Raw genomic sequence first — 13885 nt, forward strand, 5'->3', positions numbered from 1 at the left:
GCCCCGTCTTCTCAGGGCATCGACGGGAAGTCGTCCCTGCGGTGATCCGCGACCATGCGAGCAAGTTCGGGCGGCGACAGCACTTCGACGGCGTCGCCCCACATGTAGAGGTGCCAGCACATCTCCAGCAGACCCGACGCCCGGAAGCGGACCAGCATCGAACCCTCCGGCTGCTTCTCGACCACCTGCGTTGGATGGAACCGGAAGCCTTCTGCGCGCGGAACCGCCTTCGGGGAGAACCGCCACGCCACGTCGTGCATGCCGTCCGCCTGCTGATACGACCCGAAGCATCGCTGCGCATGCTCGTCGAGGTCGAAACCGGGCTTGCGGGCGAACGTCTCCGGCAGGACTGTCGCCTCTTCGATCGCATCGACCCTGAAGTGCTGGATGCCACCGCCAGTCTTCTCCAGGTCGACCGCCACCACGTACCGCCGTGCACCCAGCAGAAGTCCATGCGGCGCGATCACCCTGTCCCGGGCCGACGCATCCTTCCAGCCGCGATACCGTATTCGCAAGCGGGAGCATCCCTTCAGAGCTGTGGATATGGCAGCGTCGATGGGGTCTCGACCGATCGGACGAGGGCCTGGTCGGGCGGCATGGCCAAGGGCGAGCAGCAGCACCTCCTCGTCCGCCTCGATGCGACGGCTGCGCTCATCCGGTATCAGCGCGAGGATCTTCGCATGAAGCGACCGGAGCGCCCTGACCTGATCCGCCCCCGCTCCGTTCGCAAGCATCTCCTCGGCGAGCGACATCGCAGCCAGTTCGTCCGCCGTGGGCGTCAGCAGCGGTGCATTTCCGGTACGCGGCAGCTTCCATCTCGTCCTGCCCGATTCCTCGTCGCGGAAGTCCTCGAGCTCGGGAAAGCGCTCCCTCAGGGCCTTGATCACCCGCTGAGCTGTTCTGTAGTCGCGCTCCAGCACGCGCTCGATGTCCTCGAGCCCCACTCCCCTCGCCGACGCTGCAAGCGCAGCTATCGTCAGGAGATCGATCGCGTTGCGATACGACATCCTCCCATCTCCCATGCGACAGGATCTGTTGTCTGGCATCGATATGGTCTTCGTGCATTATCAAGTCCAGCGTACGAAAGATCCGAGACGGGGAAACAACATATGCTTCGACATCAGGGCCGAACGATCTTCTCCGCGAGCGATCTCGTGAACTTCATGGGGTGCGTCCATGCGACGACGTTCGACACGGTCAATCTGACCGCGCCGACCGCGTTCTCACCTGACGACGCCAGCGCCGTCCTTCTGCAAGAGAAGGGCATCGAGCACGAACTCGGCTATCTCGCTCGGCTGCGCGGCGAAGGCCGTAGCGTCGCGGAGATCGCGGCGGAGGGAACGCTGGAGGAGCGCATCGAGGCAACCCGGCGGGCGATGCGCGAAGGTCCCGACGTCATCTACCAAGGCGCATTCCTGGTCGGCCGATGGCACGGCTATTCCGACTTCCTGCTGAAGCGCAGCGACATGGTCTCGTCGTTCGGTCCGTATGCGTACGACGTCGCCGACACGAAGCTCGCCCGGTCGGCCAAGGCGAAGCACGTCCTGCAACTCTGCGTCTACGCCGACATGCTGGCCGCCGAGCAGGGCGTCGTCCCAGCGGAGATGCACGTCGTCCTCGGGACCGGTGAGGTCGCGTCGCTGCCGACCGCTTCCGTCCTCCACTACTTCCGTCGCGCACGGGAGCGGTTCGAGGCGTTCGTCGACGCCTCGCCGATCGCATCGTCGACCGATCCCTGCGGCCACTGCACCTTCTGCCGCTGGATCGACCGATGCGACGCCGAATGGGAGGCCGCCGACCACCTGTCAATCGTGGCGGGGATGGGACGCAGCCAGATCGCGACCCTCCGGTCCTTCGGCGTTGACGACATCGGTGCCTTGGCGACGATCCCGGACGGCGGCAGGGTTCCCGGCATGCAGCCCGCGACCGTCGCGAAGCTCTCAGGTCAGGCCGCCCTCCAGCATCACCATCGAACGACCGGCGAACGCCGCATCGAGATCCTGCCGCCTGTCGAAGGCCGCGGGCTCGGTCGGATGCCCCGCCCGGACGCAGGCGACATGTTCTTCGACATGGAGGGGGATCCCCTGTTCGTGGGTGGGCTAGAGTACCTCTTCGGAGTCGTGGCGTTCGACGACGCGGGCGACGACCGCTTCCACGCATTCTGGGCGCACGACCGCGACGCGGAGAAGCGGGCATTCGAGGCGTTCATGGACTTTGTGACCGTTCGCATCGCCCGCCATCCACAGGCGCACGTCTACCACTACGCCTCGTACGAGGAGACGGCGCTGAAGCGTCTCGCGATGTACCACGGCACCCGCGAGAAGGAGGTGGACGATCTGCTCCGCGGCGATCGTCTCGTCGATCTCTACAAGGTCGTGGCTGAGGGGATCCGCACTTCCGAGCCCCGCTACTCGATCAAGAACATGGAAGCGTTCTATCTTCCCGGCGGGCGGCAGGGCGAGGTGAAGACCGCGGGCGACAGCATCGTCATCTACGAACGCTGGCGACAGCTGGGCGACGACGCCATGCTGCAGGAGATATCCGACTACAACGAGATCGACTGCCGATCGACGCGGATGTGCCGCGACTGGCTCCTGTCTCTCCGCCCGCCAGAAATCGGATGGTTCGCCGGTCGGCAAGTCGCGCCACCGGACCCGGCCAAGGTCGCAGCGCGTGAGGAGGCTGACGAACGCACGCGGATGCTGGCTGATCGTCTCCTCGCCGACGGCGACAAACCTTGGCTACGGCTGCTGGTCGATTTGCTCGAATTCCACAGACGCGAGGCCAAGCCGACGTGGTGGGCGATGTTCGCGCGGCAAGACATGGACGCCGAGGAACTGCTGGACGATGCGGAATGCATCGCCGATCTTCAGCCGCACCCGACGATGCGGCCTTGGAACGACAAGCGATCGGTCGTTCACCCCTTCGTCTTCCCGCCCCAGGACTTCAAGATGAAGGTCGGCGACAAGCCCCTGCGGTCGGGCAGCCTCGAACCCGCCGGCGAGATCGTCTCCCTGGACGAGGACGAACGCATCGTGGCACTGAAGCTCGGCCCCACGCGATCGGCCATCGAAACCGGATGCGCGCTGATCCCCGAGGGTCCCGTGGGCGACAAGGCCCTGCGAGACGCGGTCCACCGATACGCGACCGACGTGGCGGCCGGTGGATCCCGGTATCCGGCTCTCACCTCGATCCTGCGTCGCGACCGACCGAGGCTTTCCGGCCGTGAATCTGGCCAGGCGATCATCCCCGTGGAGGCCGACGCTACGGCCGGGACCATCGACGCCCTGCGCATCCTCGACCACAGCTATCTACTCGTCCAGGGACCGCCGGGAGCGGGCAAGACCTACACCTCGTCCCAGGCGGTCGTCGCGCTGCTGGCCGCCGGCAAACGCATCGGCGTCGCATCGAACTCGCACAAGGCGATCAACAACCTGCTTAAGGAGGTCCAGGCGATGGCCACGGCGCAGGGCCTGAACCTCCGCGGCATGAAGAAGTCGAGCCGGGAGGACCAGAAGCTGGACGGGGGCGGCTGGATCGAGGACGTCGTTGGCGGCAACGGCAGCGGCGTGCAGCCGCACCACCGGCTCGTCGCCGGGACCGCGTGGCTGTTCGCCCGCGAGGAGCTCGACCAGGCGTTCGACCACCTTGTTATCGACGAGGCCGGGCAGGTCAGTCTCGCCAACGTGCTGGCCATGGGAACGTCAGCGAGGAACGTGGTCCTCGTCGGCGACCAGATGCAGCTGTCGCAGCCCATCAAGGGCACGCACCCCGGCGGCAGCGGACGGTCGGCGCTGGAGCACCTCCTAGAAGGACATGCCACCGTCCCCGCCGACCAGGGGGTCTTCTTGCCGATCACCCGCCGCATGCATCCCGATCTCTGCCGCTTCGTCTCGGACGCCGTGTACGAGGGACGACTGGAGGCCGAAGCGACCACGGCAGTCCAGCGGATCGAGGTCAACGCAACCCTCGACCCTGAGGCTCTCGCCCCGTACGGCCTCCGCTTCGTCGATGTGCACCATGCCGGACGCACGCAACGCGCGCCCGAGGAGGTGGGGAGGCTGGCGACGACCTATCGTGCGCTGCTGGGATCACACTGGACCGACCGCCAAGGCGTCCGGCACACCATAGGCACCGACGACATCCTGGTCGTGTCGCCGTACAACATGCAGGTCGAACTGCTGAAGCGAACGCTTCCGGAAGGCGCACGGGTCGGGACGGTGGACAAGTTCCAGGGTCAGGAGGCACCGGTCGTGCTTGTCTCGATGGCGACCTCCTCCGGGGACGACCTCCCACGCAACATCGAGTTCCTCTACAGCCGCAACAGGATGAACGTGGCGATCAGCCGGGCTCGCTGCCTCGCCGTCGTCTACGCCAACCCGCGACTGCTCGAGATACCGTGCAGAACCATCGCGCAGATGGAGCTGGTGGACGGGCTCTGCTGGGCTCGGGAGTTCGCGGTCGATCAGGCGTCGCGAAATCGGGCGACGGATCTCGACAACGGAATCGAGGCGCCGATCCATGCGGCATGATCGAACGACGAGTCATTCGACGACCACGGCGATGCCGGACACGCTGCCGAAGTCGGTGAGCACGGAAATACGGTCGTTCTGCCGCTCCATCTCAGAATACGATCCGATTTGGGTCCGCTGCCGTCCCGACCGCGACGCCGTCCCTTCGGAATGCTTTGACAACGTGGCGAGGAAGGTCCCCCGCGCCGGCGGATCGGTCGTCAGCGGGTGGGCGATCTGGACAACGCCCGGCGTCTACTTCGAGGCAGAGCATCACGGCGTCTGGCGTCGTCGGACGGGGGAGCTCGTTGATGTCTCGCCCCAACCTAATCTGCCCAAGCGCATCCTGTTCCTGCCCGACCCTGAAGCCGTCTATGATCCGCTGCGGCATAGGGACAACGTGCTGGTAGTAGCCAGCAACGATCCCGCGGGCATCGAATTCGTCGCATTGGGAAACCGAAGGAATCAGATCCACGGCGCCTATCGGGCAGGTGGTAACAGATTGGCGCTGTTCACCCACTCAGACCAGAAGGAGCTAGGCGAGATCGAGACGCGACTGAGAACGCTATCGGCGCAGTTGCTTCGCTCCCCATGAGGTTCTGCTGACGGTTCGGCTCCACCGCAGGCATGAGATGGATCGACTGCCCGCCCCCGCCGTTCGAAAAGCCCGTCTGGTAGTATGACGCGAACACATGTACCCATCGGCGATGCATTGGGAAGCACGACCAAGCGGCTGGATAAAGAACGCCGAGGACGCACGTTCGAATTCGGACATCGACTACGGTCGCATCATTCATTCAGCATCGTTTCGTCGACTACAGGGCAAGACCCAGATCCTGAACCTCGGCGACAGCGACTTCTATCGGACCCGGCTCACCCATTCTTTGGAGGTGGCGCAGATCGCCGGCGGGATCGTCCGGCAACTCCGGCAGGACAACGGCGGTCACGCCGGGGTTGCCCATCTGCCCGATCTCGCCATGATCCAGGCCATCGGATCGACACATGATCTCGGTCATCCGCCCTTCGGTCACGGTGGCGAGGTCGCTCTCAACTTCTGCATGGCGGAACATGGCGGCTTCGAGGGAAACGGTCAGACGCTGCGTATCCTAACGAAGCTCGAGAAGTTCTCCGATAGGCATGGCGCCGACCTCACCCGCCGGACCCTGCTCGGCACGCTGAAATATCCCGCCTGCTACTCCACCACCTGTCATCCGGAAAGGACCCCACGCCTGCAGGCAGGCCCCGTCAGCATCGCCCTGGTGGACCGCGACGCGTCCAAACCGCCGAAATGCCACATGGACAGCGAGTGTCCGGAGGTCGATTGGATACTTGAAGTGCTGTCGGAGACGGACAGACGCCTTTTCACCGCGACCGACCGCACGATGGCGGAGGCACGGAATGAAGCGAAGGCGAAGCATCTTAAGACGCTGCACAAGTCGCTCGACTGCAGCATCATGGACGTCGCCGACGACATCGCGTTCGGCGTGCATGATCTCGAGGACTCGGCGGCGCTTGGCCTCGTGACAGCCGAAGACTGGGAGGCCCATGTCGCGCCGGCCATGTGCGAAGGCTTCTTCGTCTGGATGAGCGATCGCGGCCGAAGCCGCTTCGGGAACGATGCCTACGCCACCCTCATGCGCAAGCTGTTCGGGGATGCTTCCAGCCGGAAGCACGCCGTGAGCCTGCTGGTCGGCTACTTCATCCATCGCTGCGAGATCGTCGAACTCGACGAGTTCGCTGAACCCCTGCTGCGTTTCCGCGTAACGATGGAGTCGAAGGCCCGCATATTCCTGGATGCTTTGAAGACGCTTGTCTATGAAGCCGTCATTCGCAGCGCCGAGGTCCAGCACCTGGAATTCAAGGGGCAGCGCATGGTCGTCGCCGTCTTCGAGGCACTAGCGTCAGAACCGGTTGCATTCCTGCCGAAGAATACCTTCCGGCAGTACGAAGCGGCCGGAAAGGACATTCGGGTCATCTGCGACCACGTCGCCGGGATGACCGACATGTTCCTGTTAAAGACCTACGAGCGCCTGTTCAGCCCCCGCATGGGATCCGTGTTCGATAGGATCTAGCCATCAGCGGCGCATTGAGCGTGCTAATTGCGCCCGACATCAGCAAGGATCGAACGGAAGAGCTGCGGGGGTTGAATTATCGGCGACCGAACGCCGGATTTGGTCCAGGTGATCACGGGAACGCGATACCTCTGCCGAACGTGGATCGTGCTCCGGTGTAGACGGCACGGTTCGGTCGGCATTCGAACCATGCCCAATCACAGGAACGAGCGACAGTTCGTGACTATATCGCTCGGAAGCGAAGGAGCGGTATACCCCCATTCACGGGCGCTTACACCCTCGCGGTTGCTACCTGACGAATGGCCGCCTGCCGCAGTCAGCCTTCGGAAAGCGGCCATTCCGGTTTCCACCAGAGATCGGCCAATTGGACCCCTGCCCGTCAATGAACGAACGGCTGTTTACAACAAATCGCTGCCCGAAAGCGGTCGGGCTGCAATCCACCAAACGGCATACGTTCAGGCCCCAACCTAGCCATACGAACGACGTCTTCGTACATAGCCCGGTGCCTTAATCGACAACCCGCTTTCCGCTATTCACAAGTGAGCGCTCCGGGAGCAGCCCTCGCTCCTTTTTCACCTCCACCAAATGGAGCGACATACGTTCGATGACGTATGACACCGTCCCCCGTTTTCAGGCATCTCTTTCGTAGAAGCTTGGCATCGCGGGGTTAGTATGAGCGGAGTTCGTGTCGGCAAGAGGATCATTGGAGCACAGGCGCCGGTCATCGTGGGGTGGGACAACATTCCCAAGGTCGAGGGCGGCCCGGTGAAGCAGATGTTCTTCACCTGGTTCCAGCCGACGATGCTTTTCGCGCTGATAGCCTTCTGGTTCTATGCACCCAATTCGATCGCCAAGGCATCGACCGCGATCGGCATCGGCATCGGCTTCAAGGTTCTTCTGCTGGGGCTCGAATGGCTGGCCCCGCGCCATGAAAGCTGGCGGCTGACCTGGAAGGAACTGACCACCGATCTCTTCTATGTCGGGATCGGCTTCACCGTCGTCCGCCTGATCGACAGCTATATCGGCGACGGTGCGATGATCGAGGCGATCCAGCATTCGTTCGACTGGGAGAAGTTCGCCTGGTTCACCGGACTGCCCCTGCTGGTGCAGGCGCTGATGATCTCGCTGGTGTTCGATTTCGGGCAATATTGGATGCATCGCGGGATGCACAACTGGCATCCGCTGTGGCTGGCGCACGCGCCGCATCACTACATCACGCAGCTCAACGTCAACAAGGGCGCGGTCGGCAATCCGGTCGAGCTGTTCCTGATCGGGCTCGGGATCGGCGGGTTCTTCGATTTCGTGCCGCGCGCCGCCCTGCTTGCAGGGGCCTTCGGCCTCGCAGTCGGCACCTACCAGCACATCAACGTCCGCTTCAACTCGCCGCGCTGGTGGCGCTTCCTGTTCAACACCACCGAGCATCACAGCGTGCATCATTCGCAGGACTTCGAAGCGAGCCGCAGCAATTATTCGAACACCTGGGTGATCATCGATCGCGTGTTCGGGACCTGCGTCGACGGCGAAGCCGAACTGCTCGGGATGGAAGGCGGTCGCCCCATGTCGGTCCGCGAGACGATGACCTACACCTTCGCGCACGGGTGGAAGTCGGCCAGGGAGCGGTTCGGTCGGCGGTCGATGGGCGCCATGGTGCCGGCTCCAACGGTACCGGGTCAAATGGTACCGGCAGAATGACCGGAACCGCTCCGACCGCGGACCGAGCCCCGGCGTTCGACACGACGGCTCCGCGGGCATCGCTGGGATATTCCGTGTACCGGCGCTTCATCGACGGGATCTGGCATGTCGAGGGCAGCCTTCCCCTCGCACCGGGCCAGTCTGTCGACGACGCCTTCGAACGGCTCGACCCGCTGTTCCGCCAAACCGGGACGAGCCACGACCGGGCAGGCGACACGCTGACGTTTCGGAAGGAAAGTCAGGCCGCACAGGACAAGATGGCGGTTTTCGACGGCGGCGTCCTGCGGATCGAACCGGACGCGCCCGGCCTGATGTTGCGATACCGGCTCGCCAGCCGCGCGCTGCTGTTCTGCTTTCTCGCACCGCTGCTGTTTCTCGCCTTTGCCCAGGCGACGATCGTTCTCGGCAAGTTCGAGCAGGCGAGGACCGCGGCCAAGGGCAAGAAGCCCGAGGTCAAGAAGCCGCCCGTGGTGCTGAACCCGATCGACAAGGCGCTGGGCGCTCCTGAACCCGACCCGCCGAAAAAGAAGAAGAAGGCGGACGAGGACGACAAGAAGCCTTCGCCGACCCCCGCCTATGTCTTTGCGGGTATGTTCGCGGCACTCTACGTCATCGGGCGGGTTCTGGAAGATCGGCAGATCAAGGCGCTGTTCCGACGACGCCTGATGGACGCATAGCGTCGCGACGATCGACCCGGTTCCCGATGCTCCCCCATGAATTCCGAGCGCACGTTGCGTATGAACGTCGCGCGGCTAAAGATGCGCTCCAAGATCCTGGAGCCATGTGTTTGGTCGATAGCGCGTTCCTGCCTGATAAGACGTTCGCCAGCCGGGTCGACTGGAACCTGTTGCGGACTTTCGTCGAAATCGTCCGCGCCGGCGGGATCGGCGCGGCCGCCCGAAAGCTGAACAAGCAGCAGCCGAGCATAAGCGCCGCGCTCAAACGGCTCGAGGAACAGGTCGGCGAACAGCTGCTGAACCGCTCCTCGTCCGGCGTCGAGATGACGGCCGCGGGCACCGCCCTGCTCGGCATCTGCGAGGAGATGCTCGAAGCCGCAAGGATGGTGCCGCACCAGGTCGCGCAGGCGACCAAGCGGGTCGAGGGCATCGTCCGCATCCAGCTGATTTCGGCGGTCGCCTCCACCGAGTTCGACGAAGCAATCGCCAGCTTCCACCGCCGCAATCCCAACATCCATATCGAGATCCGCGTCTCGCCCTGGCGCGCGGTGCTCGACGCGCTGGAGCATGGCGAGGCGGAGATCGGCGTCGGTTACGACAGCAACGCGCGGAGCAGCCTGGTCTACGAACCGCTGTTCGTCGAACGCCAGCAACTCTATTGCGCGCGCAGCCATCCCCTGTTCGGGCACCGCGTCGAGCGTCTGGGCGAACTGAAGGACGAGGGGTTCGTCCTGACCGGCGAGGACGAACTCGACACCATCACCCGCCTGCGCCGTCGCTATCGTCTCGGCACGAAGGCGAACGGCCATGCGGAGGACATCAACGAGGCAGCCCGGTTGATCACCCTCGGCGTCGGCATCGGCTTCCTGCCCGTGCTCGCGGCTGCGGACGCCGTCGCGAAGGGGCGATTATGGCCGTTGCTCTACGCCGATGCGGAGCCCGCCTACGACATCTTCCTGCTCGCGAGGGCCGAGCCGTCGCGCGATACCGCCACACAGTTGTTTTTGGACGAAGTCACCCGAAGGCATAGGGCACAACGCAGGGCATAGATTTCAGCTATGCCTTTCATCATTATTTTATGTCTTCATCGATGATCCCGAGCACGCCAACGTCGCCAAAGAGGTGATGCCTGCACCCGCCGTTCCTGTTCCCGCTCATAGCGGAGGACGGCGGCGCGCTGGCATCACCGGGTGGCTAAGGGGTGTGCTTGATGGTGTCTCGACCGTGGCTGAATGGCGTTGCAGCCGCCGCCATACTGCTCGCGCTGGGCGGTTGCGGCAGCAAGCCCTCGGGATCCGCGACCGAGGCCGGCGTCGTGAAGAAGGACTTCGCGATCGGCTGGTCGATCTACACCGGGTGGATGCCCTGGGCGTATGCGCAACAGTCCGGGATCGTGAAGAAATGGGCCGATAAATACGGCATCCAGATCCGGCTGGTTCAGGTCAACGACTATGTAGAGTCCGTCAACCAATACGCCGCCGGCAAGCTCGATGGCGTGGTCTGCACGACGATGGATGCGCTGACCATTCCGGCGGCGGGCGGCAAGGACACCACCGTGCTGCTGATCGGCGATTATTCCGACGGCAATGACGGCGTGGTGCTCAAGAACGGCCGGACGATGGCCGACATCAAGGGGCGCTCCGTCAAGCTCGTCGAACTGTCGGTGTCGCATTTCCTGCTCGCGCGCGGTCTGGAACTGAGCGGCATGAAGCTCGCCGACGTGAAGACCGTGAACACCGGCGACGCCGACATCGTCGGGGCATTCGCCTCCCCTGGCGTGAACGCGGTCGTCACCTGGAACCCTCAGCTTTCCACGATCCGCGCCACACCGGGCGCCACGCAGGTCTTCGACAGCTCGAAGATCCCCAACGAGATACTCGATACACTTAACGTCAGCACCGAGACGCTGAAGGCCAACCCGAACCTCGGCAAGGCGCTGGCCGGCATCTGGTACGAGACGATGGCGATCATGACCCGCAACGATGCGGCGGGCCGCACCGCGCGCGCCACGATGGCGAAGGCCGCGGGCACGACCGAGGCGAGTTTCAACGAACAGCTCAAGACGACGCATCTGTACGCGAAGCCGCAGGACGCGGTCGCCTATGCGGAGAACCCGGACCTGATCACGGTGACCGACCGGGTCCGGCAGTTCAGCTTCGCACACGGCCTATTCGGTCCGAGCGCGAAGTCCGTCGATACGATCGGCATCACCTTCGCCGGCGGCAAGACGCTCGGCGATACCAAGAACGTGAAGCTGCGGTTCGACCCGAGCTACATGAAGCTGGCGGCGGACGGGAAGCTGTAGCCTCACACCAGCACGACGGGGGCAGACACAGACGACGAGCACCGTCGGGACAGCCGTTCCGACGAAAGGAGGAGCATGCCTTGGCCATGCGAGAAATCGGGGAATGAAATGAGCGTACGGCCAACACATTCCGCCATGCCGACGCCCGACAAGCGCGCCCGGAGCGCTGCGCCTGGGCGTCCGCGTTGACCCGGCTCGTCGACATTCGCCTCGGGCGCGGGGCACGATTGCTGCTGGGCGCGCTGCCGATCGTGGCGCTGCTGTTCGTCTATCTGCTCGCTTCCGAGGCGCGCCACCTCGACAATCCCGCCGACAAGGTGCTGCCGACCTTCGAGGCGATGGCGCAGGCCATTCGCGGCTTCACCACGGATCGCGACCCGTCCACCGATCGCATCATCCTCGTCGCCGACACGCTGGCGAGCCTGTACCGGCTCGGCATCGGCCTCGCCATCGCGACCGCCAGCGCGCTGGTGCTCGGCCTGCTGCTCGGCGTCATGCCGCTCGCGCGTGCCATCCTCGGCCCGATGGTCGCGGTGATTGCGGTCATCCCGCCGGTCGCGGTGCTGCCGATCCTGTTCATCGTGCTCGGGCTCGACGAAGCGTCGAAGATCGCGCTGATCGCGATCGGCATCGCGCCGTTCATGACGCGCGACCTGACGAGCTTCGTCGCGACCCTGCCGGTCGAGCAAACCGTCAAGGCGCAGACGCTGGGCGCCAATAGCTGGCAGCTCGCGATCCGCGTCGCACTGCCCCAGTTGATGCCGCGCCTGATCGAGGCGCTGCGACTTTCGATGGGGCCCGCCTGGGTGTTCCTGATCGCGTCCGAGGCGGTCGCCTCCGATGTCGGGCTCGGCTACCGCATCTTCCTGGTCCGGCGCTATTTCGCGATGGATATCATCCTGCCTTACGTCGCGTGGATTTCGCTGCTCGCGATCGCGGCGGATGCGCTGCTACTATTCCTCAGCCGCCGCGGCTTCCCTTGGGCGCACGGAGCTGGACGATGAGTCCGCTGCTCGAAATGCGCAACATCTGGGTCGAATATGGCGACAAGATCGTGCTCGAACGCGTCTCGCTCGAGATCGCCGAGCGCAGTTTCGTCGCGGTGGTCGGCCCGTCGGGTGCCGGCAAAAGCACCTTCCTCCGCCTGATCCTCGGCCAGGAGGCGCCGAGCCGCGGCCAGGTGCTGCTCGACGGCCAACCGATGCGCGCCGAATGCGGCCCCGATCGCGGCGTCGTGTTCCAGCGCTATTCGGTGTTCCCGCATCTCACGGCCTTACGCAACGTGATGTTCGGGATCGAATGCGCGCAGGCGCCCTTTGCCGCGCGGCTGTTCGGGGCGCAGCGGCGCGCGGCGCGCGACACCGCGGTCGAGATGCTCGCAGCGGTCGGTCTCGAACACAGCCTGGACGTCTATCCGGCACAGATGTCGGGCGGCATGCAGCAGCGGCTGGCGATTGCCCAAGCGCTCGTCAAGCATCCCCGCATTCTGCTGCTCGACGAGCCGTTCGGCGCGCTCGATCCGGGCATCCGCCTCGACATGCACGCGCTCATTACCCGGCTCTGGCAGGAACGCGGGCTGACCATCGTCATGGTGACTCACGACATCGGCGAGGCGTTCAAGCTCGGCACGCGCGTGCTCGCCTTCGACAAGCGCCGCCACGATCCGCACGCGCCGCACCGCTTCGGCGCGACCACCACCTACGACCTGCCGCTCGATCGCAAGACGCTGCCGCCACAGGCGCTGGTCGACGCGATCGGTGTTGGCGATCTTCCCCGGCCCGATCTTCCCCGGCCCGATCTTCTACGGAGACCCTTCGCATGACGACCACCACCGCCGATCCGTCCGGCGCCCGCGATCACGCCCGCGCGATGACGGGCACCCGGGTGGAGGCCATGCCCACCCTCCCCGCCACCGCCGACGACGCGCCCGGCGACACCGTCTGGGAAGAGACGATCGCGCCCGCGGGCTACTCGTCGCGCCGGATCGCCCGCGGAACACGCTTGCGCCTGATCGACGTCGCCGGCGACGCCTGCGCCTCGATGCTGGTCTTCAATGCCGAGACGCCGACCGAGCGGCTGAACGTCGCCGACACGCTGAAGGTGCAGTGGAACGGCTATCTGGGTGCGGGTCGGGTGCTGCTGTCGGACATGGGCCGCGTGATGATGACCATCCTCGAGGATGACGCCGGCACGCACGACGCGTTTTGCGGCGCGTCGAACGAAGCGTCCAACGCGCGCGCTTACGGCGACGGCAAGAATTACGGCGCGCACCCGAACGCGCGCGACCGCTTCATGCTGGGTGTCGCAAGGCACGGGCTCGGTCGCAAGGACGTCCACCCCTGCATCAACTGGTTCAAGGGCATCCGGATCGCCGAGGACGGCACCACCCTGCCCGAGAGCGGGCCCTTCCCGCCCGGCCGGACGCTCGTCCTGCGCGCGGAAATGGACCTGATCGTCGTGCTGGCGAACTGCCCTCACGTGCTCGACACCCGCGCAGATTTCACGGTGACGCCGCTGCGCGCGACGGCATGGCGCGGCGAACCGGCCGCCGAGGACGACCCCGTACGCACCGCGACGCCGGAAGGGCTCCGCGCCTTCCTCAACACCGAAGATCTCTACGCGCGCTGA

The 13885-nt window shown here is 64.9% G+C and carries 11 protein-coding genes; 10 read left to right on the forward strand and 1 reads right to left on the reverse strand.

The features are described 5' to 3' along the window. Positions 1–11 precede the first annotated feature (11 nt). Positions 12–1007 (reverse strand): helix-turn-helix transcriptional regulator, encoded by a 996-nt coding sequence (locus tag AC1MH0_RS20965; protein ID WP_480966099.1) that lies wholly within the window; start codon positions 1005–1007, stop codon positions 12–14. Between the two features lie 102 nt (positions 1008–1109). Here AC1MH0_RS20965 and AC1MH0_RS20970 point away from each other — a divergent pair, with 102 nt between their 5' ends. From AC1MH0_RS20970 to AC1MH0_RS21015, 10 genes are all read left to right on the forward strand, one after another. Then, entirely contained in the window at positions 1110–4532 is a 3423-nt protein-coding gene (locus tag AC1MH0_RS20970; RefSeq protein ID WP_480966100.1) for a TM0106 family RecB-like putative nuclease, read from the forward strand. A gap of 31 nt (positions 4533–4563) precedes the next feature. Beyond that, positions 4564–5106 (forward strand): hypothetical protein, encoded by a 543-nt coding sequence (locus AC1MH0_RS20975; protein WP_480966101.1) that lies wholly within the window; start codon positions 4564–4566, stop codon positions 5104–5106. A 112-nt stretch (positions 5107–5218) separates the two neighbouring features. Then, positions 5219–6583 carry an anti-phage deoxyguanosine triphosphatase gene (locus AC1MH0_RS20980; protein WP_480966129.1) on the forward strand — a complete coding sequence of 455 codons (1365 nt, stop codon included), beginning with the start codon at positions 5219–5221 and terminating at the stop codon, positions 6581–6583. Between the two features lie 672 nt (positions 6584–7255). Then, positions 7256–8275 carry a sterol desaturase family protein gene (locus AC1MH0_RS20985; RefSeq protein ID WP_480966102.1) on the forward strand — a complete coding sequence of 340 codons (1020 nt, stop codon included), beginning with the start codon at positions 7256–7258 and terminating at the stop codon, positions 8273–8275. 74 nt (positions 8276–8349) lie between these two features. Continuing rightward, positions 8350–8952: a hypothetical protein gene (locus AC1MH0_RS20990; protein ID WP_480966130.1), complete on the forward strand. Its 603-nt coding sequence runs from the start codon at positions 8350–8352 to the stop codon at positions 8950–8952. A gap of 104 nt (positions 8953–9056) precedes the next feature. Beyond that, entirely contained in the window at positions 9057–10001 is a 945-nt protein-coding gene (locus AC1MH0_RS20995) for a LysR family transcriptional regulator (protein WP_254686229.1), read from the forward strand. Positions 10002–10162: 161 nt separating this feature from the next. Then, a complete protein-coding gene (locus tag AC1MH0_RS21000) occupies positions 10163–11257 on the forward strand; it encodes a putative urea ABC transporter substrate-binding protein (RefSeq protein ID WP_480966103.1) in 1095 nt (364 codons plus the stop codon). A 185-nt stretch (positions 11258–11442) separates the two neighbouring features. Then, positions 11443–12261: an ABC transporter permease gene (locus AC1MH0_RS21005; RefSeq protein ID WP_480966104.1), complete on the forward strand. Its 819-nt coding sequence runs from the start codon at positions 11443–11445 to the stop codon at positions 12259–12261. Beyond that, positions 12258–13079: an ABC transporter ATP-binding protein gene (locus AC1MH0_RS21010; protein ID WP_480966105.1), complete on the forward strand. Its 822-nt coding sequence runs from the start codon at positions 12258–12260 to the stop codon at positions 13077–13079. The genes AC1MH0_RS21005 and AC1MH0_RS21010 overlap by 4 nt, the downstream gene beginning before the upstream one ends. Further along, on the forward strand, positions 13076–13885 hold the full coding sequence (locus AC1MH0_RS21015) for an urea amidolyase associated protein UAAP1 (protein WP_480966106.1): 810 nt from the start codon (positions 13076–13078) through the stop codon (positions 13883–13885). Before AC1MH0_RS21010 ends, AC1MH0_RS21015 begins: the two co-directional genes overlap by 4 nt.

The organism is Sphingomonas sp. AP28, assembly GCF_056680455.1.

What these genes read in the sequence shown, in the direction of transcription:
- AC1MH0_RS20995 (WP_254686229.1), top strand. Translation starts at nt 9,057, where the DNA reads ATGTGTTTGGTCGATAGCGCGTTCCTGCCTGATAAGACGTTCGCCAGC.
- AC1MH0_RS20975 (WP_480966101.1), top strand. Translation starts at nt 4,564, where the DNA reads ATGCCGGACACGCTGCCGAAGTCGGTGAGCACGGAAATACGGTCGTTC.
- AC1MH0_RS20970 (WP_480966100.1), top strand. Translation starts at nt 1,110, where the DNA reads ATGCTTCGACATCAGGGCCGAACGATCTTCTCCGCGAGCGATCTCGTG.
- AC1MH0_RS21010 (WP_480966105.1), top strand. Translation starts at nt 12,258, where the DNA reads ATGAGTCCGCTGCTCGAAATGCGCAACATCTGGGTCGAATATGGCGAC.
- AC1MH0_RS21000 (WP_480966103.1), top strand. Translation starts at nt 10,163, where the DNA reads ATGGTGTCTCGACCGTGGCTGAATGGCGTTGCAGCCGCCGCCATACTG.
- AC1MH0_RS20965 (WP_480966099.1), bottom strand. Translation starts at nt 1,007, where the DNA reads ATGTCGTATCGCAACGCGATCGATCTCCTGACGATAGCTGCGCTTGCA.
- AC1MH0_RS21015 (WP_480966106.1), top strand. Translation starts at nt 13,076, where the DNA reads ATGACGACCACCACCGCCGATCCGTCCGGCGCCCGCGATCACGCCCGC.
- AC1MH0_RS20985 (WP_480966102.1), top strand. Translation starts at nt 7,256, where the DNA reads ATGAGCGGAGTTCGTGTCGGCAAGAGGATCATTGGAGCACAGGCGCCG.
- AC1MH0_RS20980 (WP_480966129.1), top strand. Translation starts at nt 5,219, where the DNA reads ATGCATTGGGAAGCACGACCAAGCGGCTGGATAAAGAACGCCGAGGAC.